Below are 25,045 nucleotides of genomic sequence, written 5' to 3' on the forward strand. Positions count from 1 at the left end.
CACTCGGGCCGCAGCGCGGTCAGCGTATCCTGGGCGCGCCATAGGGCGGCGGCGGCGGACGCCTGTCGCGGCGGGGAAGCTGCGCCTGATAGGCGACTGCGCAATGCTCCACGCAATAAGGAAAGCCGGGATTGGAGGGCTGCCCGCAGAAGTGGAAATCAGGCTCGCCCGGATGGCCGATCGGCCATTTGCAGATCTTGTCGCTGAGGTCGAGAAGCGTGGTCTTGCCCTCGATCTCCTTGCTCGGCTTGGCCGGAATGGAACGGCGCGGCGGCGCGGGCGGACCGGAAGGCGGCACCGGCCCGGTCGGCGTTCCCGGCCGCAGCATGCGGGAAGGCTGCGACGCCTGGACGGCCGGCTCGGGTTCAGGCTGTTCGACCTTGGGCGGAGCGGGCGGCGGCGCTGGAGGCTGGGCGGGCGCGGCGGCAGCGGCCGGAGCCGCTTCGCTCGGGGCGTCCGTCGCCTTCACCGGAGACGGCCGCGACTGCAACCCGAGCCGGTGCGCCTTGCCGATCACGGCATTGCGGCTCACGCCTTCGCCAAGCGCATCGGCGATCTGGCTGGCGGTCATGCCCTGTTCCCAGAGCCTTTTCAGTTTGTCGATCCGTTCGTCGGTCCAGGACATTCAACTTCCTTCAAAACTTTTCGGCCGTCCTAGCGCAAGCGATCGCTTGCGGCGACTCCCGGCAACCATTAGTCGGTCATTCCATGAACGACCAGACAGATCGCCGGACGATGAACGAGCCCGGCACTCCGGTAATCCCGATGATCAATTGGACAGGACTTTGGACGCTCTATCTGAAGGAGGTGCGGCGTTTCTTCAAGGTCCAGCTTCAAACGATCTGGGGTCCGGCGCTTACAACCCTTCTCTTTCTGGTCATCTTCACGGTTGCGCTGGGCCGCGCCGGGCGGACGGTAATGGGCGTGCCATTCGCCGATTTCATTGCGCCGGGACTCATCATCATGGGAATGATGCAGAACGCCTTCGCCAATTCCAGCTTCGGACTGCTCGTGGGCAAGGTGCAGGGAACGATCGTCGATTATCTGATGCCGCCGCTCTCCACCGGCGAATTGCTGACGGCGCTGACGGCGGCGGCCGTCACCCGCGCCATTCTGGTCGGGGTGGCGGTCTGGCTGGCGATGCTGCTGTGGCCGGACGTGCATGTCGGCGTCCGGCATTTCTGGGCGCTGATCTGGTTCGGCCTGATGGGTGCGGTGCTGCTCACCCTTCTTGGCCTGCTGACCTCCGTCTGGGCTGAAAAGTTCGATCACGCCGCCGCCGTCACCAATTTCGTCATCGCGCCGCTGTCGCTGCTTTCGGGTACCTTCTATTCGATCGACAATCTGCATGGCACGTTCAGGCTCATCAGCCACCTGAACCCGTTCTTCTACGCCATTTCCGGCTTTCGCTACGCCTTTCTCGGCGTCGCCGATTCGCCGGTTCTGATCGGGGCGACGGTATTGCTTGCGATCAATCTGGGGCTGGGCGCGCTGTGCTACGCCATCCTGCGCAGCGGGTGGAAGCTCAAGGCTTGAACGCCGGACCGGCCGGCTGTAAAAGCCCCGCTCAGCCAGGCGGCCGGAACGGGCCGCCTTTTTGCGTTTCTGGAATCCAGCCTCGTTCAGGAGGGACATGATGACGATCTCGCCGCTTATGCCCGTCTATCCCCGGTGCGACGTACGTCCCGTGCGCGGCGACGGTTGCTATCTGATCGACGAGAGCGGCAAGCGTTTTCTGGATTTCGCAAGCGGCATTGCGGTCAACATCCTGGGCCACAGCCACCCCCATCTGATCGGCGCGATCCAGAGGCAGGCGGCGACACTGATGCATGTGTCGAACCTCTATGGTTCGCCGCAGCAGGAACATTTCGCGCAGCGGCTGGTCGATTCAACCTTTGCCGATACTGTATTCTTCACCAATTCCGGCGCGGAAGCGGTGGAATGCGCAATCAAGACCGCGCGCCGCTATCACTTCGCGACCGGCAATCCGCAGCGCCATGCGCTGATCTGCTTTTCGAACGCCTTCCATGGCCGCACGCTCGGCACGATCAGCGCGACCAATCAGGAGAAGATGCGGGGCGGGTTCGAGCCGCTGCTGCCGGGTTTCACCGTTGTCGATTTCAACGATCTCGCAGCCGCCGAAGCCGCCATCACCGATGAAACGGCAGGCTTCATGCTGGAGCCCGTGCAGGGCGAAGGCGGCATCCGCCCGGCGACGCAGGAGTTTCTCTCCGGCTTGCGCGCGCTGTGCGACAAGCACGGCCTGCTGCTGATACTGGATGAGGTCCAGTGCGGCTATGGCCGCACCGGCACCTTCTTCGCCCATGAGCAATATGGCGTGACGCCCGACATCATGGCCGTCGCCAAGGGCATCGGCGGCGGCTTCCCGCTGGGCGCATGTCTTGCCACCGAAAAGGCGGCGCAGGGCATGACGTTCGGCACCCATGGCTCCACCTATGGCGGCAATCCGCTCGCCATGGCGGCGGGCGAGGCGATTCTGGACGTGGTGCTGGACCCCGCATTCCTGCCGCAGGTCAGGGCGACGGGTGAAAGGCTGCGTCAGGCGCTGGAGCAGATGATCCCGAATCACGACCAGCTTTTCGAGAGCGTTCGCGGCATGGGGCTGATGCTGGGCATCAAGCTCAAGAGCGACAGCCGCGCCTTTGTCGCCCATATGCGCACGCACGGCCTCCTCGCAGTGGCGGCCGGCGACAATGTCGTCCGCGTCCTGCCCCCACTCGTCATCGAGGATTCACACATCCGTGAGTTTGTGGACAAGCTGTCGGAGGCGGCGCGGAATTATGAAGTGAGCGATGCGGCATGACCCGGCACTTCCTCAACCTGTCGGACGCGGGCGGCGATGCGGTCAGGGCGATGCTGGACGACGCGCTTCGCCGCAAGCAGCAGCGCCTTCAAATGCCCAAGGGCGCTGCCGACGCGGATGCGCCGCTTGCGGGGCACACGCTGGCGATGATCTTCGAGAAGAACTCGACCCGCACCCGCGTTTCGTTCGACATGGCGATGCGTCAGCTTGGCGGCGGCACTATCGTGATGGAGTCAGGCTCCACCCAGCTTGGGCGCGGGGAGACCATCGCCGACACCGCACGGGTTCTCTCGCGCTTTGTCGATGCGATCATGATCCGCACCGACGATCACCAGAAGATCGTCGATCTGGCCAGATACGCCACCGTGCCGGTGATAAACGGCCTGACCGACGACTCGCACCCCTGCCAGATCATGGCGGACCTGCTGACGGTGATGGAACGCCGGGGCGGTTTGGCGGGAACCCGCTGGGCGTGGCTGGGCGACGGAAACAATGTCCTCCATTCCATCATCGAGGCGGCGAGCCTGATGGATTTCAGCGTCAGCGTGGGGTGCCCGGCCGGATATGATCCGTCGATTGAGGTGGTCGAAGCCGCCCGCAAGCTGGGTGCCGCCGTCGACATCATCCGTGATCCCGCAAAGGCCGTCGCTGGTGCCGATGTCGTCGTCACCGACACCTGGATTTCCATGGGTCAGTCGCACGCCGAGGAGAAGCTGCGCACGCTGGAGCCCTATCAAGTGACGCCCGCGATCATGGCCGCTGCTGCCGCCGACGCGCTGTTCCTGCACTGCCTGCCCGCCCATCGCGGCGAGGAAGTGGTGGACGCGGTGATCGATGGCCCCCAATCGGCAGTGTGGGACGAGGCCGAAAACCGGCTCCACGCGCAAAAATCCGTCCTGCTGTGGGCTCTGGGAAAACTGGGGTGAACGCGACCGGCTATCCGGAAGGCCATTATGCGCTGAGCGACGCGGATCGCTGTATCCCCTTTTCGATACCGGGCCGCAACGCGCGGGGACGGATCGTGCGGCTGGGGCCGGTGCTCGACGCCATTCTGTCGAACCACAATTACCCGCCCCTGCTGACCGGCCTTCTTGCGGAGGCGCTGACGCTGACCGCGCTTCTCGGATCGATGCTGAAGGAAGCCGGAGGGCAGCTCACACTTCAGGCGCAGGCGCAGGGTGGCACGATCGACCTGCTGGTGTGCGATTATCAGGCAGGGGCGCTGCGCGGCTATATACGCCACGACCCGGACCGGCTCTCGGTGCTGAACGAGAAGTCGGGCCTTCGCGACATGTTCGGCGAGGGTTATCTCGCCCTCACCTTCGATCAGGCGCTCACCGGCGAGCGCTATCAGGGCATCGTCCCGCTGGAGGGCGAAAGCCTTGCGGATGCGGCCCAGCATTATTTCAGCCAGTCCGAGCAGATACCGTCGCTCGTGCGGCTGGCGATGGCGGACATGGGCGATGCGGGACATGTCGCCGGCGGGCTGCTTCTCCAGCATCTTGCCGAGGGCGAGATCGGGCGCGAGCGGCTGCATGTGCGGCAGGATCATCCGGATTGGGAGCATGTCCGCCTGCTGGCCGAGACGGTGACGGACGATGAACTGACGGACACAACGCTGCCGCTTGAAAACCTGCTCTGGCGGCTGTTCAACGAAGACGAAGTCAGGGTGACGGAAACTCAGCCCTTGTCGCGCGGCTGCCGCTGCACGATCGAACATATCCGCGACGTGCTGGCCCGCTTTCCGGAATCCGAACGCATCGAGATGCGCGGAGAAGACGGCCTCATCACCGTCGATTGCGCCTTTTGCGCGCGCGATTTCCGGATAGAGAGTTAGTTGAGGATCAACCTGTCATCAGCGATGGTGACGGTCCCCACCTGCCGCAGCCAGCTCTGACCGAGCAGGGATACGCCGAGATCGCCGTCGATCACCGCTCCGGCGACGTTTCGCGCCTCGAGCGGGCCGATGCGGATGCGATCGATCGTCACCGGCTTCAGCGGCACTGTGCCATTCGCCGTCCGCGCCGTTCCGGTAAACTCGCCGGCACGCGGGGAAATGCCCGCGCGCTGAGCGTCCGCGCGGGACAAGGCGACCGCTGTCGCCCCGGTGTCTATCAGGAAACGCACAGTCGCAGCGCCAACCTGGGCGTCGGCGTAAAAATGCCCGTCTTCCGACCGCGGTATGACCACCTTAGCGATGCCGTTGCCGACCTGCCCGGCCTCCTCGGCGACGGGCGTGGCGCTGACGGCAAGGGTCCGCGGTTCCGGCTCGGCCGACGAGCTTTCCTGCGACGCTGACGGAGCGAAGATCAGGCCCAGCACAAACAGCAGAACCACCATGGCTACCAACAGCCTCATCATCCGCGTCACCTTCTTGCCTGTGGATATGCCAGGCTCCATATTCGCACGAGAAACTTTATAGATGGTTGTTCACGTTCCTGCGGACCTGTAACAACGGCACCGAACGGTCTGACAGCCATCGAACAGGACATTTGCCATGAATAATGCTGCCTTGGGTTCCTCCATGACTCCGCCGACTGTGGACTTGGCGGAGCAGGCAAAGCTGGCGCTCCGCCGCATGGCGAAATCGGTGAATGTCATTACCTGTATGCACGAAGGCGTGCGCTATGCCATGGCTGCGACCGCCGCCGACGCGCTTTCCATGGACCCGCCGTCGATGATCGTTTCGGTCAACCGGTCAGCTTCGCTGCATGCGCCGCTGTCTGCCGGGGCCAATTTCTGCATCAACGTCCTTTCGCGGCAGCAGGAGGAGATATCCCGCGCCTGTGGCGGCAAGCTGAAAGGCGAGGAACGGTTCGCGCTTGGCGAATGGCTGGAGGGCGTCGACGGCGTCCCGGTGCTGGCCAATTCTCAAGCCAGCATCGTCTGCAAGAATGAAGTGTCCGTGTCCTATGGCACCCACGGCATCTTCATCGGCAAGGTGCTCCAGATCTTCCAGCATGGCGAGGTGGACCCGCTCGTCTATATCGACGGCCGCTACACCACCACCCTGCCCGCCTGATAGGGTGAACGGCGCATTCGCCTGACCCTTCACACCCGGGCGCTCGCAGCTTTCCTGCTCCTGATGCTACCGCTTCCGGCTTTGGCGGCGGGGCCGCTTGTGCTGGCGGCCGCCAGCCTGCAGGAGAGCCTGAACGCCGCCGCCGATGCGTGGGCTGCAAAGGGCCATGAACGTCCCGTCCTTTCCTTCGCCGGATCATCGGCGCTGGCGCGGCAGATCGAAGCGGGCGCGCCAGCGGACATGTTCATTTCCGCCGACGAGGCCTGGATGGACGAACTCGCGCGCAAGGGCCTGATCCGCCGGGGCACGCGCGCATCCTTTCTCTCCAACCGGCTGGTCCTGATCGTCCCTGCGGGCGCGCCGCTCGACATCGCCATCCGTCGCGGCTTTCCACTGGCGCGCCGCCTTGGCGCGGGAAGGCTTGCAATGGCCGATCCCGACGCCGTGCCCGCCGGCAGATATGGCAGGCAGGCGCTTTCCAGCCTCGGCGTCTGGCCGCAGGTCGCACCCAAGGTCGTACGCGCCGAAAATGTGCGCGCGGCGCTTGCCCTGGTGCAACGGGCGGAGGCTCGGGCCGGCATCGTCTACGCAACCGATGCGCGGGCGACGAAGGGCGTCGCGGTGGCGGGCATGTTCCCCGCCGCAAACCATTCCAGGATCAGCTATCCGCTCGCGATCCTCCGCACCGTCAGCCACCCGGACGCGGAACGATTCAGGGCCTTTCTTCTGTCGCCTCAGGGCAAGGCCGTTTTCGCGCGATATGGATTCGGCGCGAAGTGACCATCTGGCCTCTGACTCCTGAAGAAATCGAGACGCTGCGCCTCAGCCTGAAGGTGTCGCTGGCCGCCACCGCCGCAATACTGCCGATCGCCTTTGCGCTCGCCTATGTCCTGGCGCGCAAGCGCTTTCCGGGGCGCATGCTGCTGGATGCGCTGGTTCACCTGCCGCTGGTCATCCCTCCAGTCGTCACCGGATATCTGCTGCTGCTGCTGTTCGGGCGCAACGGTCCTGTCGGTGCCTGGCTCGACAGCTGGTTCGGCCTCACGGTCATGTTCCGCTGGACCGGAGCCGCGATCGCGGCGGGCATCATGGCCCTTCCCCTCGTCGTCCGGGCGATCCGCCTGTCGATCGAGGCGGTGGATGGACGGCTGGAAGGCGCTGCCCGCACGCTGGGGGCGTCGCCGCTCAGGACCTTTGCAACCATCACCCTTCCGCTCAGCTTTCCCGGCGTGATCGCGGGAGCGGTGCTGGGGTTCGCCAAGTCCGTCGGCGAATTTGGCGCGACCATCACCTTTGTCTCGAACATCCCCGGCGAAACCCGGACGCTTTCGGTGGCGGTCTACTCCGCGCTTCAGGTGCCTGGGGCAGAGGCGAGCGTGGTGCGGCTTGCGGTTCTGTCGGTGCTGCTTTCCATCGGGGCTCTGATCGTGTCGGAATGGTTGGCCCGGCGCATGACGGGTGGACGCTCTCATGTCCTCTGAAGCCGATCTGGCGTTCGACATTGCGGTAAAGCGGCGGCTGGGCAATGTCTCGCTGGCGTTCGACATCGCCGCGGGGCCCGGTCTCACCGCGTTGATCGGCCCATCCGGCTCGGGCAAGTCAAGCCTGCTCAACATGGTCGCCGGCCTGCTTCGTCCCGACGAGGGCCGGATTTCGGTGGGCGGGCAGATGCTGTTCGACAGCGCGGGCGCGGTCAACCTTGCCCCCGAGACGCGCCGCTGCGGCTATATCTTTCAGGATGGCAGGCTGTTCCCGCATCTGAGGGTGCGGGCCAATCTCACCTATGGAGAAGCGCTCACCCCGTCACCCGAACGCAGGTTCGGCCTCGATCAGGTACTGGATTTCCTTGGAATCGCGCATCTGCTCGACCGCTGGCCCGCGACATTGTCAGGCGGTGAAGCGCAACGGGTCGCAATTGGGCGGGCGCTGCTGGCGGGTCCGCGCTTTCTGTTGATGGACGAGCCGCTGTCGTCGCTTGACGCCCCCCGCCGCCGCGAGATCATGGAAGTGATCCGCGGCGTCCGCGACGATCTGCGCCTGCCGATTCTTTATGTCACCCATGACGAACGGGAAGTCGACCAGCTCGCCACGACCCGGATCGAGATCGAGGAACCCCGCAGAATCTGACCGGCTTCAGCCCCGATGGTGGGTCTTGATGAACTTTTCCACCACGGGCGCAATCTCCTCGCGCCAGCGCCGGCCGTTGAAAATGCCGTAATGGCCCACGCGGCGAGCCATCAGATATTTCTTATTGCTCTCCGGCAGGTTGACCGTGTGCTTGAGCGCCGCCTTGGTCTGGCCAAGACCCGAAATATCATCCCGCTCACCCTCCACGGCAAGCAGGGCGACATCGGTTATCGCTGCGAGATCGACATGGCGGCCGCGGTGCCGCATCTCGCCCTTCGGCAACAGGTGCCGCTGGAAAACCGTGTCGATCGTCTGGAGATAGAACTCCGCCGTCATATCGCACACGGAGCGATATTCCTCGTAAAACGCCTTCGTTGCGTCGGCGCTTTCGCCATCGCCCTCGACAAGGTGTCTGAACATCGACCAGTGGCTCTCGAGATGGCTGCCAAGGTTCATCGTCATGAACCCCGCAAGCTGGAGAAAGCCGGGATAAACCTTCCGCCGCGATCCCGGATAGAGATAGGGCACGGTGGCGATCACATTCTGCTCGAACCAGGCATGAGGCCGGGTGGTCGCCAGCTCATTGACCACCGTCGGCGCTTCGCGCGTATCGACCGGGCCGCCCATCATGGTGAGCGAGGCAGGCAGCATCGGATGTTTTTCGGCCGACATCAGCGCAACGGCCGCAAGCGCCGGCACCGATGGCTGGCACACCGCAAGCATGTGCGCGCCAGGGCCGATCACGTCCAGAAATTCGATCAGATAATCGATATAGTCGTCGAGGTCGAAATGGCCCTCTTCCACCGGCACCAGCTTGGCGTCACGCCAGTCGGTGATGTAGACGTCGTGGCCCGGCAGCATCCGCTCGACCGTGCCCCGCAGCAGCGTGGCGAAATGGCCCGACATCGGGGCCACGATCAGCACTTTCGGTGCGCCGCCCGGAGCGCCGACACGGCGGAAGTGCTTCAACTGGCCGAAGGGCTTGCGGAGGATCACTTCCTCCTCGACGGGACAGACCTCGCCGTCGACCATCACGCTGGTGAAACCGAAAGCGGGCTTGCCTCTGGGCGCGGACGCATGTGCGAACACATCCAGCGCAGACGCCACCAATGGACCCATGGCGCTGTACGACAGCGGATTGCTGGGATTATTCAGCCATTCGGCCGAAGCATCGGCCCATGCGCTTGCACCTGCGAACCACAGGCGCTGCAACTCATATGCATTGTACAACATCAGTCGTCAGTCCCCGAGCAACCATGCCCCGTACCGCATCCCCGCCACAGCTTCCGGTCCATCCAGGTCCGGCGGCCCAGCAACCGCCGATACCCGGCCTTAACGCCGGATTGATGCAACACACGCCGCTGATTGCTCAGGCCGCGCCTTCCTTCTCCTTCTTTGCAAAGACGCGGACAGGCTCCTTGCGCCCTTCGACCACATCCTTGTCGATCATCACTTCATCGACGCCGTCGAACGACGGCAGGTCGAACATGGTGTCCAGCAATATGCCTTCCAGTATGGAACGAAGCCCGCGCGCGCCCGTCTTGCGCTCGATCGCGCGCCGCGCGATCGCCGAAAGCGCATCCTGGGCAAAGCTCAGCTTCACGCCCTCCATGTCAAACAGCTTCTGATACTGCTTGATCAGCGCGTTCTTCGGCTCCGTGAGGATCTTGATGAGCGCCGGCTCGTCAAGGTCTTCCAGGGTCGCGATTACCGGCAGACGGCCGATGAACTCCGGAATGAGGCCGAACTTGAGCAGATCCTCAGGCTCGCACTTCCTCAGCACCTCACCCGTGCGGCGCTCGTCGGGAGCGGCGACATGCGCGCCGAATCCGATCGACTTGCCCTGCAGCCGGTCGCCGATGATCTTGTCCAGCCCGGCGAACGCGCCGCCGCAGATGAACAGGATGTTGGTGGTGTCGACCTGCAGGAACTCCTGCTGGGGATGCTTGCGCCCGCCCTGCGGCGGCACGGAGGCGGTGGTGCCCTCCATGATCTTGAGCAGCGCCTGCTGCACGCCCTCGCCCGAGACGTCGCGGGTGATGGAGGGATTGTCCGCCTTGCGGCTGATCTTGTCGATCTCGTCGATATAGACGATGCCGCGCTGCGCCCGCTCGACGTTATAGTCCGACGCCTGGAGCAGCTTCAGGATGATGTTCTCGACATCCTCGCCGACATAGCCCGCCTCGGTCAGCGTCGTCGCGTCGGCCATGGTGAAGGGCACATCGAGGATGCGGGCGAGCGTCTGCGCAAGCAGCGTCTTGCCGCAGCCCGTCGGGCCGACGAGCAGGATGTTCGATTTCGCCAGCTCCACCTCCGCGCCCTTGGCGCCGTGGTTGAGCCGCTTGTAGTGATTGTGGACCGCCACCGACAGCACGCGCTTGGCATAGTTCTGTCCGATCACATAATCGTCCAGCACCTTGCATATCTCATGCGGGGTGGGCACACCGTCGCGCGTCTTCACCAGCGAGGTCTTGGTCTCCTCGCGGATGATATCGTTGCACAGCTCCACACACTCGTCGCAGATGAACACCGTCGGTCCGGCGATGAGCTTCCGGACCTCGTGCTGACTCTTGCCGCAGAAGGAGCAGTAGAGGGTGTTTTTCGAATCCCCGCCGCTCAGCTTCGTCATATTACAATTCCTTTCGGCCGGACCTACCGGCACGCGCGACCACCAGCCCTATCCTAGACCGGCAGCATCCAAGGCCGCAATCCGCCTTTGGGCGAAAAATGGATAGGTATACCTCCATCGAGTTTCCGACATTAGCGAACATATTCAAAATAGCACCTTAACGGCCGCGACAAAATCAGGCGGCCTGCGCCTCTCCCTCGGCGGGCGCCGGACGCTTTTCAAACACTTCGTCGACGAGGCCGAACGCCTGCGCTTCGTCCGCCGAATAGAATTTGTCGCGGTCCATCGCCTTTTCGATCTCTTCAAGCGGCCGACCGGTGTATTTCGAATAAAGCTCGTTCATCCGGTGCCGGATACGCAGGATTTCCTTGGCCTGAATCTCGATGTCGGCCGCCATGCCCTGCGCGCCGCCCGAGGGCTGGTGCACCATGATCCGCGCGTTCGCCATCGCCACGCGCATGCCCGGCTCCCCGCTTGCAAGAAGGAAGGAACCCATCGACGCAGCCTGGCCCACGCACACCGTGCCGACGCGCGGGCGGATATACTGCATGGTGTCGTGAATTGCCATTCCGGCCGTCACCACGCCGCCCGGCGAGTTGATGTACATGTAGATGTCCTTCTTCGGATTTTCCGATTCGAGGAACAGCAGCTGGGCCACGATCAGCGAGGCCATGTGATCTTCGACCTGACCGGTGACGAACACGATCCGCTCGCGCAGCAGGCGCGAGAAGATGTCGAACGAGCGCTCTCCGCGGCTCGATTGTTCGATAACCACGGGAACGAGCGCGGAGTGAGGCAGGTCGATCATCGGATAAAGCTCTCCATAGGACGCCCCTCTAAATCGGGCGAAACGGCTATGGTTTCAATAGCCCGCCCCCAGAGTTTGGCAAGCGTGGGGCTTAGCTGCGGCAATGAACGGCCTTTCCAGTTCCGATTCTCATGGCATAACTAGCCGGGCCGGTGGCGTCGGAGTCGGCCAATGTCCTGGTTTGCAAGGCGTGAAATTCTCGTCATCTCGCTGCTTGTGGCCGCCGGTGTCGCGTTGCGGATCGCCTGGGTTATGGCCGGAGGACATCTCGCGCCCGTGATCAGCGAGATGTACAATATCTCGGGTCGGTTCGCGATCGACGGTGTGCTTGGCGACGCCTTCAGGCCGGGCCAGGGGCCTACGGCTCATGCAATGCCGCTCAGCCCGATGTTGGCGGGCGCGGTCTATCGGGTTCTGGGTATTGGAACGCCAGCGGCCGAGTTTGTCCTCACCCTTGTTTCTCTGTGCTTTACATTCGGCTCCTTCCTTCTGGTCTACAAAATCTTTCGCACGCTCGGCACGCCCTTGTGGGCCTGTCTGGCCGCACTGGCCCTTGCCTGCCTGTTGCCCGTCAATCTCTCGCTGGAGGCCGTAGCCTTCCGAACCTGGGAAGGCGCGCTTGCCGTTTTTCTGATGGCCTGGATGATGCTGCTGGCGGTCAGGCTTGATGCGGGAGAGACGCGGCCGACCAAGGCGCAGTACGCCGGCATTTCCCTGCTGTGCGTCATCAGCTTTGTCGTGAATCAGGCTGTGGGGGTTGCAAGTTTCGCGATGCTGGGCCTGCTCGCATGGCGGCGTTCGGGGCTTCGGGCGGCCGTCGGCACGGGCGCGCTGTCCCTCGTCCTGACCGCGCTGGTCCTCACTCCCTGGATGCTGCGGAACGGCGAAACCATGGGCGAGCGGCTATGGCTTCGCAGCAATTTCGGGCTTGTTCTCGCCACCGGCTTCCATGACGGCATGTCGGGGAAGGACCAGCGGCAGGCGTTCGTCGACCGGATGGACAGTGTGGACCCGCTGATGAGCGATACCGCCTATGCCCGGATGAAGCAGATGGGCGAACTCGCCTATAACCGGGAACTGGCAGGCCGGGCGCAGGCCTGGATCAGCGCCCATCCGACGCAGAGCCTCGGGATCGCGCTCGGCTATCTTCGCCAATATTATTTCCCGCCGGAATGGCTGTGGCACATCTATAGCGACCGGAGCAGGAGCACATGGGTCAAGGCGCTCAGCCACTGGCTGATTTCGGCGCTGGGCCTCGCCGGACTGGCCATGGCCCTGTGGCAAAGGCGGCGCGGCTTCATCTACGTCGCATTCGGGGCGCTGATACCGGCCCTGCCCTATATGCTGGCCCAGCCGGTCCTCAGATACCGCTATCTGGTGTTCGCGCTCCTGCTGTTTCTGGCGGCGGATTTCGTCGCTCGTCTGGCTGCTACAAGGCCAAGAACCGCCTTGGCCGCCTAAAGCGCCGACGCCGATCGTGGTGCTGCATGGGCCAGATAGGCGAGCCGCTTCATCTCGCGGCGGCCCCTTGTGACCGTATCGAGGATCAGACCGCTGAATCCGTTGAGGACCGCGATCAGCACCAGGCCCGTGCAGAGGATCGCGGTCGGGACGCGGGGCACGAGGCCTGTCTCGAAGAAGGTGATGAACAGCGGGACCGACAGGACCACCGCGATCAGCGCCAGCATGCCCCCGATCGCTCCGAAGAAGGCGATCGGCCGCTCGATGCGGTAGAGGTTGATCATCGTCTTCAATATCCGCCAGCCATCGCGATAGGTGCTGAGCTTGGACGCCGATCCTTCCGGCCGCGCGCCATAGGCCGTGCGCAACTCGGCGACCGGCATCTTCAGTTCAAGCGCGTGGACGCTGATTTCCGTCTCGATCTCGAAGCCTTCGCTCAGCACGGGGAAGCTCTTGACGAAACGACGCGAGAAGACCCGATAACCAGATAGAATATCGCTGAAACTGCGGCCGAACATGCGGGCGAGGATACCCGTGAGCATGACGTTTCCAAGGCGATGGCCCCGGCGATAGGCCGCATCGATCTCGGACGCGCGTGCGCCCACCACCATGTCGAGCTGGTCTTCCAGCAAGCGGCGCACCATCAGCGGCGCGGCGGAAGCGTCATAGGTCGCATCGCCATCAGCCATGACATAGACGTCAGCGTCTACATCGGCGAACATGCGGCGGACGACATAGCCCTTGCCCTGCATACGTTCCGTGCGGACGACCGCCCCAGCCGCCTCGGCGATTTCGCGCGTCCGGTCACCGGAATTATTGTCGTACACATAGATGTCGGCGTGCGGCAGGGCTTCCCTGAAGCTGCGGATCGTCTGCGCGATCGCCGCTTCCTCATTATAGCAGGGCAGGATCACGGCGACGCGAGGCCGGTCCATCATGACGGCCGCGACCACTTCTTCTGACATGATTTCATTCATACCGGCGTCCACGCCGCGCTCCCCGTCCTGTCACCGCGCAATCTGCTGCATGGCAAGCCCGGTGACAAGACAAAGGCCCGGACGCATTTTCACACGCCGGGCCTCTGCTCATTCCGTGCCGAATGTCAGCCTTCCGGCTTTTCGGCCTTTTTCTTCGCCGCGGGCTTCTTTGCCGCAGGCTTTGCGGCAGCGTCGCTGCCTTCCGCCTTCTTCGCTGCCGGCTTCTTCGCTGCCGGCTTCTTCGCGGCGGGTTTCGCCTTGGCTGCGGCTTCCGCCGGTTCGGCCTCGTCGTCCTTCTTCGCCTTGGCCTTTGCGGCAGGCTTCTTCGCCGGCTTCGCATGATCATGGTCGTGGTCATGACCGCAGCCGGGGCCATGCACATGGCCTTCTTCTTCCTCGATCGCTGCTTCCAGCTCGGCGCGGGTCACGCTCCGGTCGGTGATTTCCGCCTTTTCCAGCAGGAAATCGACGACCTTCTCCTCATACAGAGGCGCGCGGATCTGCGCCTGTGCCATCGCGTTCTGCTGGACATATTCGAAGAACCTTTTCTGGTCCTCCGGGCGATACTGCTGCGCGGCCTGCGCGATCAGCCGGCTCATCTCCTGCTGGCTGATCTGCACGTCGTTGGCCTGGCCGATCTCCGACAGCAAAAGCCCCAGACGCACGCGGCGCACGGCGATGGCGCGATAGTCCTCGCGCTCCGCCTCCAACTCGGCCTTGGCGGCCTCGACATCGTCTTCATGGCTCGCCTCATGGAGAAGCTGCTGCCAGATCTGCGAGAACTCCGCCTCCACCATAGACGGCGGCACATCGAAATCATGGGTGGCGGCAAGCTGGTCGAGCAGCTTGCGCTTCATATGCGTGCGCGTCAGCCCGTTCAGTTCCTGCTCGACCTGGCCCTTCAACAGCTCGCGAAGCTGGTCCACGCCCTCAAGGCCCAGCGACTTGGCGAAGTCGTCATCGGCCTTGGCCTCCTTGGGCGACTTCACCTCGGTGACCTTCACATCGAAGGTCGCGGCCTTGCCCTTCAGATAATCGACATTGTAATCCTCGGGGAAGGTGACGTTCAGCGTCTTCTCGTCCCCCGCCTTCACGCCGGCAAGCTGGTCCTCAAAGCCCGGAATCAGCCGTCCGGAGCCGATCTCGACCGACATGCCTTCACCGGTGCCGCCTTCAAACGGCTCCCCGTCGACCTTGCCGACGAAATCCATCACCACCAGATCGCCGAAGGCGGCCTTATGGGTCTTCGGCGCTTCCTCGAAGCTCTTCTGCTGGGAGACGATGCGCTCCAGAGCCGCCTCGATTTCCTCGCCGGTCGCCTCGACCATCAGCCGCTCAAGCTTCAAGCCTTCGATCTGCGGCGTCGGGATCTCGGGAAGCACTTCCAGCTCCACCGTCACCTCGGCGTCCTTGCCGGCTTCATAGCCCTCCGCCAGATCGACCGAAGGCTGCATCGCGGGGCGCAGCTTGTTGTCGGCAAGCAGCTTCTGAACGCTGTCCTGAACCGCCGTCTGCAAGGCTTCCTGCTCCAGCGCCGGGCCGTGCATCTTGCGGACGAGATTGGCCGGCACCTTGCCGGGGCGGAAGCCCGGCATACGCACCTGCGGGGCCACGGCGGCCAGCTGGATATCAACGCGCTGCGCGATGTCCTTCGCCGGAATCACCAGCTTGTAGGCGCGCTTCAAACCCTCGTTCAGCGTCTCGGCAGTCTGCATGCTCAAGGCAACCTTCCTGAAATCGTAATCCTTTGGGGCGCGCCCGTCCGCATTCGCAGCGGTCTGGTGCGGGCGAAGGGACTCGAACCCCCACATCTTGCGATACTGGAACCTAAATCCATGAAATCACAAGATTCTCTCAGTTTTACGCCACTCATCCCAAGGCTCCCACGATGGGAGAGGCTGCTATAAGCGCGGTGGGGGACGTGTCAACCTCTGTCACTTTTACACTGGTAAAGTGAGAATTGAGGGTAGCCAACGCGTCCACCAGCATCCCATCGTTGACGTGAGCATACCTGAGCGTCGTCTCGATACGCTTGTGGCCCATGAAACGTTGGATGACCCTCAGGTTGACATTCGCCATCACAAGCCGAGTGCAGCATGTGTGCCTACAGGCATGGAAGACGAACCAAGGGTCACTCTTGAGGCCCATTGCCTCTCTCGCTTGCTCCCAGGCATACCGAAGCTGATGGACGTTAGGGATCGTTCGGTCGATCACAATCTGACTGAGGTTCTCGAAGGTCTCTTCATCTACCGGGATGGACCGGGGGGACCCGCTCTTGGTCTTCCATAAGTGGACCCAACGATCCTGAAGCTGCTCACGCTCAAGCGTCAGTATCTCGCTCCGCCTCATTCCGGTCTTAATGTCTGCCTTGACGGTCATCCAGACGTTCTCAGGGAGATTATCTTTCAAGGCCATCTCTTCGGCAGGAGTGATCCACCGGATACGCCCCTCGTCCTCGTCCTTCCAAGGGAACTTAGGGAGGTCCTTGGTCCGCGCCCCTCTGTCCTTGGCCCACTTCATGAATGTGTGGACAGTTGACAGATAGCGATTGATTGTAGCTTCAGAGACTTTACGTTCGTATAGCCTATCGACAAGGCTATCGATGTCTGTAGTGGTGATATCATCGATCTTCTTAGAGTGGCCTAGGATGTCCGCAGCAATCGTAAGTCTGCTCATGGACGTATGGGCACTCCTCTTGCCCCTCCAGATGGCAGGGGCCTTCTTCAAGCCCTCCAGGAGCGTCTCAGGGACCTCAGAGCGCCTCTTGGCCTCCTGTGCCTCTCCAGTGTCCAATCGCCGCTGGTAGTCCACCTCAGCGGCCTGTGCTTCCTCGTAGGTATCAAAGCGTCCCCGCAGCCTGAATGTGCCCTTCTGCGTCTCTACCCTCCAGCGCCCGGTCAGCTTACCGTTCTTTTTGTCAGGGTAGATAGGCATTGGGCTAACTCCAGATTGCTACAAGATCAGATAGAATCTTCTTGCCGGATGGGCTAAGGGTGTATTTGGTCCGCGATAAGGACGTGTCACTCGCGTTGCGTAGCAGCCAACCCCTCCCAGGCTTGCCGTGTCGGTTCTTCTCGCTCATGTCGAGCAGAATACGACTTGCAGTAGGCATGGGTATTGATGCTTCCTTTGCAACATCGGAGGGGCCGAAAGAGTCTATACCTTCCGATACTCTCCCATCTTGTAAAGTATTTCTCATCACGAGGAGAAGTACCTTCACATCGGTTACTGAGAGCGACCGATCCAAGTCCAAGAGATAGCTCACCGTCTTATCCAGTCGTTTAACCACCGACGATCGACTATCTTCCATATTATAGGTACCTCTTGGTCGAGCATTGATCCCTCACTGCCATTACGAAAAACACTGATCCCTGCATAGTAGCAAAGTGGGATCAGTGTCAATATGTAAAGCCTATGCGGATGTAATTATTTTCTTATGCCGAAACGACTGACGAGCGCACGGATACCGAAGCTCGCAGCAACACTCGCGCCCACGATTGCAATGTACCAATCAGGCATGTGCGAGATGGCTGCGAACCCTTCGGTCACTCGCTGTCGTGAGCTATCCCCTAGGAAGGCAAGGATCAACGGAAGGGACGCAAGGAACGTCCACCACTCATCTTTCCATGAGCCTCTCATCTGGGAGACCGCTTCGCTGTCCCAGGCTATCTCTGCGTCCTGAGCTTTCTCAAGGCGCTTTACCTCGGCTTCTGCTCTGGCAACAATGATACGGGCTTCAGCTTCAGCCTTGGCAGCTTGGCGGGCCTGTATATTCTGGAGGGCTGCTCCGCCTATGCCCAGTATCGTCTTTATGATCTCGAAGATCATAGCTTGCCGTCCTTATGGTTGCGGTACGCTCTATAGAGAGCGAGAGCCGTCTGGATGACCGTGTAGACAAGAGTGGCTACGAGAACCCAGTCCTGAAGGGACATCCCTGCGAGGGCTGCTGTGCTTACGGCGACCGGGGGAGCGGCCTTGGTTGCGTCCATTAGATACTCCCCGGTACTCTGGTGATTCGTTAGTGAGGTCATGGTGTCTCAAGAGCCTCCACTCGGGCGGAGAGTTCCTGAACGGCAGCCACAAGGAGAGGAACCAGTTCGGAATACTTCACACTCAATAGGCCCTCGGGGAAATCGTCGGTGACTTGCTGGACGACAGCCTCAGGCAGAACAGCAAGGACATCTTGAGCAATGACCCCCGGAGTCTTAGGCTCTGCGTCAGCTTGTGCGTTCCAGTGGAAGGTCACGGCGCGAAGGGCAGCGACCTTAGCAACCGCCCCCGTGATGGAGGCGATGTTCTTCTTCAGGCGTTCATCGGAAGCACTCGCCCATGAAGTTGCACCATCAGCAAGCGTGACACCTGCGCCACCTTGGTTGGCAATAGTGAACGATGCGTCCGTCGAGTGGCCGAATATCCAGAACTTACCTGCTGTCGTCCCTGTGCACCGAACGACAAGCTGCCGGTCGGAGGCATTGGCGAAGTTGTGTCTGGTTCCGGACAGACTGGAGGTGACCCCCGCGAGAATGGAGCCATCACACTGGACATCTAAGGTCGTGGAGACCCCCGACTCGCTGTTCAGCCGAACCGTAGTCACGCCGCTCGATAGCATATCGAACAGGCCGTTCCCTGCGGTTGTCTGGTATAGACCGCCAATCTGAACGCCAGAGGAGTTAAGCCACTTCTGCGCCCATGTATCTGCACCGGCAGCTTTAACTTCAAAACGGGTGGCGGGTGTCGCAATGCCTATACCCACCCTGTCATTCGCCGCATCAACAACGAGAGTGGACGTATCGAATGTGACGTTTCCCGTAGCGGTAAGGGTCGTAAAGGCTCCAGACCCGGGCGTAGTTGTCCCGATGTTCTGAGGGCTTGCCCAATCAGCACCATCAAGGAGGTCAGCGTTGAGGTTCGTTACCTTGGTCGTCGAGGAGACAGCGAGAGGTGCCGTACCTGTCGAGAGTGTCGAAGTGATCTGCCCCGTGGCGCTAAGGGTCGAGAAGGCCCCTGTGCCGGGTGTAGTGGCCCCTATGTTGGTATTGTCAATCGTACCGCCATTAATGTCAGCGGTCGTGATCTCTGCGGTGCCCAGGGTCGTAGCGCCAGTGACGCCTAACGTGCCGGAGAGTGACAGGTTGGTCAGGGTGCTATCACCCGTGACATCTAGCGTCCCTCCGACCGTTGTGTTGCCTGTGATGTCCGCATCGCCAGTCGCATCGATGTCCCCGGCAACTGACAGGTCCGTATCGACCGTGACGGTCCCAGAGGCACCTATAGTAAGTCTGGCAGTATCGTCAGTCCCGAAGATAAGGCTGGAGGCTTCAAGCTGCCATAGCCTGCCTGAGCCATTCTGGAGGACCTCAAGGTTAAGGCCATCGGTCGTATCGTGGCCCGTGGTTTCGTTGGTGATCTTGATGGCAACATCGGCTTGCTCTAGCTTCTGTACGTGCAAGCGAGCAGCGGGAGAGCCACCAAGGCCAAGGTCGCCTGCGGTGTTCACAAAGAAGTCGTCAGACGATCCGATTAGCTGGTAGAATGAGTTAGACACTAATTAGTAATCCCAATCGTCTTGGAAACTGTAGGCTGGACGGATACTCAAGGGGCCTGAGAAGGAGTCGTTGATTATCTGCTCTTGGAGTTCCGCGAGGGCCGTTGCGTACTTCTGGGCAAACCGCTGTGTCCGGTCATCCTCGTAGAAGTCACCGGCCAACTCAGCGGCACCATAGACCACCGCATCCACAGCACTGACGGACCACCCATTCTCATCTGTGGAGTTCAATAGGTCCGGTTCGGTCCCATAATAGTGAAGGGTGATCTCAGTGCCTTCTTCGGGCGTAGGCTTGAGCTTGATGTTGGCCCCTACCCTCACAAAGTAGCGAGGAGTGCCAACGTATTCAGTCGTATTGACGAACTCTCGCATATCAATCTGCTCAAGCTCGCCTTGGCTTGTGTAGAGGTTCGCAAGCTCCACATAGTCCGATGGGAGGACCAAAGTGTTTGTGCCGTCAGCCGTGTACTGCTGCGTCCTCTCCATGAACTGGGGACGCGATACGCGCTGAAGCCGGTCGATAGATTGCTTGATGAACTGACCGGCGAGAGTATCGGTAATGTCTGTTCTGTTTATGAGCGACTGAAGGTAAGACTTTAATTCGCCGTAGTTCATTTATGTTCCTAGAAGAGCCTCTTGCCGGTGGCGATGAAATGCTCCATGTCTTCTTTGTGGATGCGCTTCATAATGTCTTCGAGCTTCACGTTAGGGTCGTAGATGTTGAAGCCCTGGGCGAACCACTTTTCGACAACAACGGTCGGGATGGATGCAACCTTGTGGAAATCCCCGGTCCTATGGAACTCAGAGGAGCTTTCCGTCTTCATGTCCGACAAGTTGGAGAGGAAGCCGGAGTCGATCTCTTGGCTACGCTTAAAGATGGCCCGGTCATCATCGAGACGCACTTTGGTCTCAACGTCAATTAAGTTTATGTCTTGCATCAAATGTAAACTGTAGGGTGACGGGGAGCCACTTTCGTAAACTCCCCGCCTCCACTGGTTAGGTGAGGTTCACCACAAGGCCGTCGCCAGCATAGTTCTTATGCTTCAGGCCAACTTCGCCAACAAGCTGGTTCTTCGTGGCGTCGCCGGTCTTAGCCAGCGGCTCACGAGTCCACTTACGCAGCCACACGGCTTTCCACATCGTAGGATCGAGGAGCCATGCGTCAGTCGTCTTCTGGAAGCGGTTGAGGACCACCTTGTACTCACCGAAGGGCGAGACATAGAGGTCAACCACGTTCACCAGCGACTTGGTGCCGTCGTTGAAGTTGCGCGAGCGGCCAGAGGCACCCGTGAAGCCAGCGACGATCAGAGCGTCAGCGGGCTTAATCATCAGGATCGACGGTTCGCCACCAACGTCATAGACAGCCTGACCGATGCCAAGCAGCGCCGTCTCGGAGAAGGCCGCAGCCGTACCCGTGGTACCACCAAGCGGCGTACCGGCACCCATGTACCAGCGGTTCGAGGCAGTCGTGACCATCTGCGAGGCCGAAGCGGTCTTACGAGCCGTCGGACCCGAAGAGTCACCAACCACCTTCGCCTGGGCGAGACCAACGAACGCGTGTTCAAGGTCACGCTTCACTTCCTCGCCAGCCTTCATCAACTGGTAGGCAGTTTCCTTGGCGCGGCCATACTGGTCCACAGCATCTTCGGTAGCGGAGACCTTGATGGTCTTCTCAAGAATCTGCGTGGTGTTATCACGGAGCGTCGGGGGCGTCAGGGTTGCATCCGAAGCGTCGGCACCTTCGACCGCAGCGTTGACCTGCACAGCACGGAGGCTATCTTCGAGCCACTGGAACGTTCGGTTCTTCGTGGTCTCAGAGCCAATCATGGTCTGGAACGGGGTCTTCGTCGGGCTAAGGTTGGAGATGACATCCGAGACATCTTCTTTGATGCCAACGGTATCGTAGGTAGTGTAAGTAGCCATATTATCTGTTTCTTATGGTTTTGGTTGTTATGGGGCTATCAGTCTTCGGCTTGGGATTTCCAGCGAGCCAGCATGAGTTCAACAGCGTCATCCACAGTGCCTGAGGATTTGAACTTCTTGGCAACCTCCTGCGCTTCACCATTCTTGTTGGTGATGTTGGCAGATTTCTTATCGGACTTCATAACCTTCTTCGGGCTTAGTGCCTTCTTCTTAGTCACGACTTCCTTGGTTGCCTTGTCGTATCTCATGGCTTTGTAGAGGAGCTTCAGGACGGTCGGGTTGACCACCTGATTGACCTCTGTTTCTGGGAGGCCCTCTTTGACGGCATAGGAGCGAATGTCATTATAGATATCCTGAGACCAATCCTTGATATGGTTGGGGCTTTCAGGGTTCGTAATGTCAGCAATCGCTTCCTTGGCTGCTGCCTGGAGGTCCTCGCGGCGTCTGGCCTCATTCTGCTTGACGAAGTTATCGACCTCTGTGTTGAGGTACTGGATTTCGTCATGGGCTTCTTTGGCTTGCTGCCTAAGACTGGCGAAGTCGTCTGGATCAAGCTGCTGTTGAGCTACAAGCCAATCAACATTGGCGTATGGCTCGAACTTCTTATTAGCTCTCTCCACAAGCAACTGGAGGGCAGCGGCATGTTTAGCGCCTGTTTCTTCTGCCTTCTTTCGATGCTCTGCGACTTCTTGAGACTTACGAGTTAGAGAGGCTTCCTGTCCGTAGAGACGCTTAAGGTCCTTGACCGATACAGTACGGGTCTCCCCATCGATAGTGACCTCAACGAGAGCATCGTCGCCAGCCTTGGTAGGCTGTACGTCTTCCTCTTCGTCGCTATCGTCACCTTCATCGGAGCCTTCGTCCTGGTCTGCGTCGTCGGAGCCATCAGTCTCTTCGTCGGTATTGCCTTCTTCATCGTCTGTTTCATTGTCGTCCTCAAGGTCAGTCTCGTCGACCTGAGGCTTCTTTGCCCCTCCATCGTCTGTGGATAGCGATCCCGCGTCCACCCAACGCTTGAGTATGGCTTCGGCTCCGTCATCCAAAGAATCAAATGAGCCGGTTGCATTGAAGACGCCCGTGTCTTGGGTAGTCATCGTGGTAATAGTCACCTTGTTATGTGTTTAATCTAGGTCTTCGTCTTCAGCGTCTAGCCGTGCTGCAATCTGATCTTTTTGGTTGATCCTATGTCGCAACTCAGCTTCGATAGCCTTGAGACCCTGATAGAGATTGTAGGCATTCTCTCTCCCCGGTGTGTCGTGGGGATTTGATGCCATGAATGCTTCAAAGCACTGAAAGCCAATGCCTTGGATTACTGATACGAATGTAGGGTTGCCTAAGAGGGCCTCCGCCTGGAGACCCCCTTCGACAATCGCCTGCTCCTGTTCGGAGAGGTCCATTAAACTACCTGCTCCCAATCTTCCGCCAGAACGTCCGTCTGGGAGGCCAACCAAGGGACAACAGTGTCCTGAGCGGTCTTCATGTCGATATGTGCGTGGTAGTTAATCTCCGTGCCCTCCGGGTAAATCCCAAGGAGAGGGGCGCGGTTGACCTTAAAAGTAGAACCGGGGACAAGGAAGAGGAACATCCCCTTCCCGTTCCATCCCACACGGGCTACACGCTTGCCGTCTTTAAGATAGGCAAGTGCATCTCCAAAGTTCATATATTTCCTTAATGTTGTGTTTAACTGTTCGGGCTGATGATAGCCGAAGTCTTCTTCTCGGCACCTTCGTCAGCGGCTGTTTCCTGAGCCAGCGCAAGTTCGGCAATAGCCGTCTCAATGCGGTTCTGGGTCTCAGCGTCCTTGCGGTCAGCTTCGCGTGTCTGAAGCATGAACTCGATGGTCTTGAAGCGTTGCTCCATGTCAAGCCTAGTCTGCTCAAGCTGCCCTTCGAGTTGGGCCTTCATCTGCTGTACCTGAGCATTGACGGCAATAGACTGGGTTTCAGCCTTCACCTTCTCAAGCTCTGCCATCGCCATAGGATCGGGTTCTGGAGGCTTCATCTTCGTAGGATCGTTGACGAACTCAATGGGGTTCTTATAACCCTTGATGCCAAGAACCTTCTTGAAGAGATTGAACCTCTTGGCCTCATCGTAGAGACGCGAGGAACCCTCATCGCTGGTAAGCATGTTGTGGAAAGCCAGAAGCTCCTCAACCTGCCTCTCGTCCTCACGATAGCCCAAGCGAAGGTCTACAGAGACATCAATACGCTTGCGCCACTTGGAGGGCGTGACAGGGATATAGGCCCCAGCGACCTCAAAGACCCTCTCGTTCTTCTCGTTCTCGATAACCAATTGGTAGACTTCGAGGTAGAGAGGCTTGAGGAACTGGTTAGCGAACTGCCGGGCCATGATCTTCTGGCGCTGCATGGAGGCCGACATAAGCCGCTCAACCATTGCATCGGAGTTCTGATTGCTTACCGCGTCCTTGTTGAGACCCTGAGAGAGCCTGGAGACGCCTGTGCTGTCCTCTTTGTCCTCATCAAGCATCTGGAGCGTCTGGAAGACGTAAGGGTTTAGAGAGGCTTGAGGGAGCGGGAAGATACCATCAGGCCGCGTGACGTTGACCAAGCCGCCTATGCGGTTGTCGATCAGTTCACGAGGGTTGGTCAGTGCGCCCTTAACGACACCATAGCGAGGATTGTTCGTCACTACGGTATGGTCAAGGACCCCTCGCGTCAGGACGGTCTTAGCGTTCTGCGTAGGGACCACTCGATCAGCGTAGTTGTTGCCGTGGAACCTGTGAGGAATCGGGACGGGAGCGTAGGTAAGGAACGGATGCCTATCCACTTGCTCCTTGTCCAGAACCACTCCACCGGACCAAATGACCTTCCAGAAGCGATTGCGTCCAGAGCCGTCCAGGTCCAGCCATGTGTAGCTTTCGCGGACAAGGAACTTCTCTGAGGACGCCTGTGTGCTTTCGTCTCGGAGAGAGAGGTTATCGCCACCTACGGGATCGTAACGAGCCAGCTTCTCGGAATCCAGACCAAGCTCACCCTCTACAGGACCAATCTTGTCAATCTGGGAGGACTTATATCCCTCGGCCAGAAGCTCGCTGCGGGTCTTCTCCTCGATAAAGGAGCAATCCGTGGTGCGAGTGAACCTCTTGATCGCCGGGTTGACGATGAACTGCTCTGGAGGAACCGGCTCGATCTTGACGCGGCTATTGTCCATCTTCCGGATAATCGTACCGCTGATGGCCCCGCTGTCGTCGATCTCGGCTTCGAGAAGCTCAACCTCAGGGTCACTCAGGAGGACATTGAACTTGTCCTCATCGTACCCTTCGAACTCCTCTTCGATCTCTTCGACGCACTCGTCCCAATAGACACGTGCGACACCTGCGCGAGCGATGAGGCCGTCATGGATCACAGAGCCAAACACATGGTCCGCATCGTTCTGATTGAAGATGACGTACTTGGTGTAGTCCGTGCAGACCTTGGCTGCTTCAATGTCTTCAGGGCCGGTAGGACTGAATTGTACAATGTCCCTACCGCTGCTGAAGGTCTCAACGAGGATAGCCTTGGCAGACTCTACGCTGTCGTAGACATCCGTTGAGACATACTTGGAGTTACCACCGTGGACAGGGAGAGGCTTCTTGCCCTCATAGTAGTCTTGAACCCGCTCTCGCTCTTTGGAGAGCTTGGTGTTATTGTACTTCTCTCCAGATGACACGGCGCTGCGAAGAATGGAAAGCAGTTCTTCATCTGTCAGTTTCTTTTGTTTTCTTGCCAT

General features: G+C 60.2%; 27 protein-coding genes. 9 read left to right on the plus strand and 18 right to left on the minus strand.

Annotated features, from left to right (window positions below):
• Nucleotides 1-19: 19 nt before the first annotated feature.
• The gene (locus BSL82_RS03255; RefSeq protein WP_072596012.1) at nucleotides 20-625 is read right to left on the minus strand and encodes a GcrA family cell cycle regulator; all 606 of its coding nucleotides are present in this window, start codon (nucleotides 623-625) and stop codon (nucleotides 20-22) included.
• Between the two features lie 83 nt (nucleotides 626-708).
• Here BSL82_RS03255 and BSL82_RS03260 point away from each other — a divergent pair, with 83 nt between their 5' ends.
• From BSL82_RS03260 to hslO, 4 genes are all read left to right on the plus strand, one after another.
• Nucleotides 709-1,536, plus strand: a complete 828-nt coding sequence (locus BSL82_RS03260; RefSeq protein WP_072596013.1) for an ABC transporter permease — start codon at nucleotides 709-711, stop codon at nucleotides 1,534-1,536.
• A 100-nt stretch (nucleotides 1,537-1,636) separates the two neighbouring features.
• Entirely contained in the window at nucleotides 1,637-2,824 is a 1,188-nt protein-coding gene (locus tag BSL82_RS03265; protein ID WP_072598573.1) for an aspartate aminotransferase family protein, read from the plus strand.
• Nucleotides 2,821-3,750 carry an ornithine carbamoyltransferase gene (gene argF, locus BSL82_RS03270; RefSeq protein WP_072596014.1) on the plus strand — a complete coding sequence of 310 codons (930 nt, stop codon included), beginning with the start codon at nucleotides 2,821-2,823 and terminating at the stop codon, nucleotides 3,748-3,750. Before BSL82_RS03265 ends, argF begins: the two co-directional genes overlap by 4 nt.
• Nucleotides 3,747-4,661, plus strand: coding sequence for an Hsp33 family molecular chaperone HslO (gene hslO / locus BSL82_RS03275; RefSeq protein WP_226998606.1), 915 nt, complete (start codon nucleotides 3,747-3,749; stop codon nucleotides 4,659-4,661). Before argF ends, hslO begins: the two co-directional genes overlap by 4 nt.
• Here the strand turns inward: hslO and BSL82_RS03280 are convergent.
• Nucleotides 4,658-5,185, minus strand: coding sequence for a retropepsin-like aspartic protease family protein (locus BSL82_RS03280; protein WP_072598575.1), 528 nt, complete (start codon nucleotides 5,183-5,185; stop codon nucleotides 4,658-4,660). The genes hslO and BSL82_RS03280 overlap by 4 nt on opposite strands.
• 163 nt (nucleotides 5,186-5,348) lie before the next feature.
• Between BSL82_RS03280 and BSL82_RS03285 the strand changes: the two genes are divergently transcribed.
• The 4 genes from BSL82_RS03285 to BSL82_RS03300 all read left to right on the plus strand — a co-directional run bounded on the left by BSL82_RS03285 (nucleotide 5,349) and on the right by BSL82_RS03300 (nucleotide 7,973).
• Complete coding sequence (locus tag BSL82_RS03285) at nucleotides 5,349-5,846, plus strand: flavin reductase family protein (protein WP_083579014.1); 498 nt, start codon at nucleotides 5,349-5,351, stop codon at nucleotides 5,844-5,846.
• 63 nt (nucleotides 5,847-5,909) lie between these two features.
• Nucleotides 5,910-6,626 carry a molybdate ABC transporter substrate-binding protein gene (modA, locus tag BSL82_RS03290; RefSeq protein ID WP_072596016.1) on the plus strand — a complete coding sequence of 239 codons (717 nt, stop codon included), beginning with the start codon at nucleotides 5,910-5,912 and terminating at the stop codon, nucleotides 6,624-6,626.
• A 2-nt stretch (nucleotides 6,627-6,628) separates the two neighbouring features.
• On the plus strand, nucleotides 6,629-7,327 hold the full coding sequence (gene modB / locus BSL82_RS03295) for a molybdate ABC transporter permease subunit (protein ID WP_158011027.1): 699 nt from the start codon (nucleotides 6,629-6,631) through the stop codon (nucleotides 7,325-7,327).
• Between the two features lie 7 nt (nucleotides 7,328-7,334).
• Entirely contained in the window at nucleotides 7,335-7,973 is a 639-nt protein-coding gene (locus BSL82_RS03300; RefSeq protein WP_072598576.1) for an ATP-binding cassette domain-containing protein, read from the plus strand.
• Nucleotides 7,974-7,979: 6 nt separating this feature from the next.
• Here the strand turns inward: BSL82_RS03300 and BSL82_RS03305 are convergent, their stop codons facing one another.
• The 3 genes from BSL82_RS03305 to clpP form a co-directional block, all read right to left on the minus strand.
• Nucleotides 7,980-9,206 (minus strand): polyhydroxyalkanoate depolymerase, encoded by a 1,227-nt coding sequence (locus BSL82_RS03305; RefSeq protein ID WP_072596018.1) that lies wholly within the window; start codon nucleotides 9,204-9,206, stop codon nucleotides 7,980-7,982.
• Nucleotides 9,207-9,342: 136 nt separating this feature from the next.
• A complete protein-coding gene (gene clpX, locus BSL82_RS03310) occupies nucleotides 9,343-10,602 on the minus strand; it encodes an ATP-dependent Clp protease ATP-binding subunit ClpX (RefSeq protein ID WP_072596019.1) in 1,260 nt (419 codons plus the stop codon).
• 175 nt (nucleotides 10,603-10,777) lie between these two features.
• Entirely contained in the window at nucleotides 10,778-11,410 is a 633-nt protein-coding gene (gene clpP, locus BSL82_RS03315) for an ATP-dependent Clp endopeptidase proteolytic subunit ClpP (protein WP_072596020.1), read from the minus strand.
• A gap of 171 nt (nucleotides 11,411-11,581) precedes the next feature.
• On the opposite strand from clpP, the gene BSL82_RS03320 reads away from it, so the two are divergent.
• Nucleotides 11,582-12,871 carry a hypothetical protein gene (locus tag BSL82_RS03320; protein WP_072596021.1) on the plus strand — a complete coding sequence of 430 codons (1,290 nt, stop codon included), beginning with the start codon at nucleotides 11,582-11,584 and terminating at the stop codon, nucleotides 12,869-12,871.
• Here the strand turns inward: BSL82_RS03320 and BSL82_RS03325 are convergent.
• The 13 genes from BSL82_RS03325 to BSL82_RS03385 form a co-directional block, all read right to left on the minus strand.
• Complete coding sequence (locus BSL82_RS03325) at nucleotides 12,868-13,806, minus strand: glycosyltransferase family 2 protein (protein ID WP_158011029.1); 939 nt, start codon at nucleotides 13,804-13,806, stop codon at nucleotides 12,868-12,870. The genes BSL82_RS03320 and BSL82_RS03325 overlap by 4 nt on opposite strands.
• A 167-nt stretch (nucleotides 13,807-13,973) precedes the next feature.
• Nucleotides 13,974-15,563 carry a trigger factor gene (tig, locus tag BSL82_RS03330; protein ID WP_072598578.1) on the minus strand — a complete coding sequence of 530 codons (1,590 nt, stop codon included), beginning with the start codon at nucleotides 15,561-15,563 and terminating at the stop codon, nucleotides 13,974-13,976.
• A 154-nt stretch (nucleotides 15,564-15,717) separates the two neighbouring features.
• Nucleotides 15,718-16,782 (minus strand): tyrosine-type recombinase/integrase, encoded by a 1,065-nt coding sequence (locus BSL82_RS03335; protein ID WP_072596022.1) that lies wholly within the window; start codon nucleotides 16,780-16,782, stop codon nucleotides 15,718-15,720.
• Nucleotides 16,783-17,274: 492 nt separating this feature from the next.
• Complete coding sequence (locus tag BSL82_RS03340) at nucleotides 17,275-17,676, minus strand: hypothetical protein (protein WP_072596023.1); 402 nt, start codon at nucleotides 17,674-17,676, stop codon at nucleotides 17,275-17,277.
• The gene (locus BSL82_RS21690) at nucleotides 17,673-17,879 is read right to left on the minus strand and encodes a phage holin family protein (protein WP_072596024.1); all 207 of its coding nucleotides are present in this window, start codon (nucleotides 17,877-17,879) and stop codon (nucleotides 17,673-17,675) included. Before BSL82_RS21690 ends, BSL82_RS03340 begins: the two co-directional genes overlap by 4 nt.
• Nucleotides 17,876-19,297: a tail fiber domain-containing protein gene (locus tag BSL82_RS03350; RefSeq protein ID WP_158010648.1), complete on the minus strand. Its 1,422-nt coding sequence runs from the start codon at nucleotides 19,295-19,297 to the stop codon at nucleotides 17,876-17,878. Before BSL82_RS03350 ends, BSL82_RS21690 begins: the two co-directional genes overlap by 4 nt.
• 99 nt (nucleotides 19,298-19,396) lie before the next feature.
• A complete protein-coding gene (locus BSL82_RS03355) occupies nucleotides 19,397-20,008 on the minus strand; it encodes a phage adaptor protein (protein ID WP_072596026.1) in 612 nt (203 codons plus the stop codon).
• A gap of 8 nt (nucleotides 20,009-20,016) precedes the next feature.
• Nucleotides 20,017-20,295 carry a hypothetical protein gene (locus BSL82_RS03360; protein WP_158010649.1) on the minus strand — a complete coding sequence of 93 codons (279 nt, stop codon included), beginning with the start codon at nucleotides 20,293-20,295 and terminating at the stop codon, nucleotides 20,017-20,019.
• 94 nt (nucleotides 20,296-20,389) lie between these two features.
• On the minus strand, nucleotides 20,390-21,316 hold the full coding sequence (locus BSL82_RS03365; protein WP_072596028.1) for an SU10 major capsid protein: 927 nt from the start codon (nucleotides 21,314-21,316) through the stop codon (nucleotides 20,390-20,392).
• A 38-nt stretch (nucleotides 21,317-21,354) separates the two neighbouring features.
• The gene (locus BSL82_RS03370; RefSeq protein ID WP_158010650.1) at nucleotides 21,355-22,410 is read right to left on the minus strand and encodes a hypothetical protein; all 1,056 of its coding nucleotides are present in this window, start codon (nucleotides 22,408-22,410) and stop codon (nucleotides 21,355-21,357) included.
• A gap of 27 nt (nucleotides 22,411-22,437) precedes the next feature.
• Nucleotides 22,438-22,713 (minus strand): hypothetical protein, encoded by a 276-nt coding sequence (locus BSL82_RS03375; RefSeq protein ID WP_072596030.1) that lies wholly within the window; start codon nucleotides 22,711-22,713, stop codon nucleotides 22,438-22,440.
• A complete protein-coding gene (locus tag BSL82_RS03380; RefSeq protein WP_072596031.1) occupies nucleotides 22,713-22,976 on the minus strand; it encodes a DUF2829 domain-containing protein in 264 nt (87 codons plus the stop codon). Before BSL82_RS03380 ends, BSL82_RS03375 begins: the two co-directional genes overlap by 1 nt.
• A 20-nt stretch (nucleotides 22,977-22,996) precedes the next feature.
• The gene (locus tag BSL82_RS03385) at nucleotides 22,997-25,045 is read right to left on the minus strand and encodes a portal protein (RefSeq protein ID WP_072596032.1); all 2,049 of its coding nucleotides are present in this window, start codon (nucleotides 25,043-25,045) and stop codon (nucleotides 22,997-22,999) included.

Source organism: Tardibacter chloracetimidivorans (genome assembly GCF_001890385.1).
GTDB lineage: Bacteria > Pseudomonadota > Alphaproteobacteria > Sphingomonadales > Sphingomonadaceae > Tardibacter > Tardibacter chloracetimidivorans.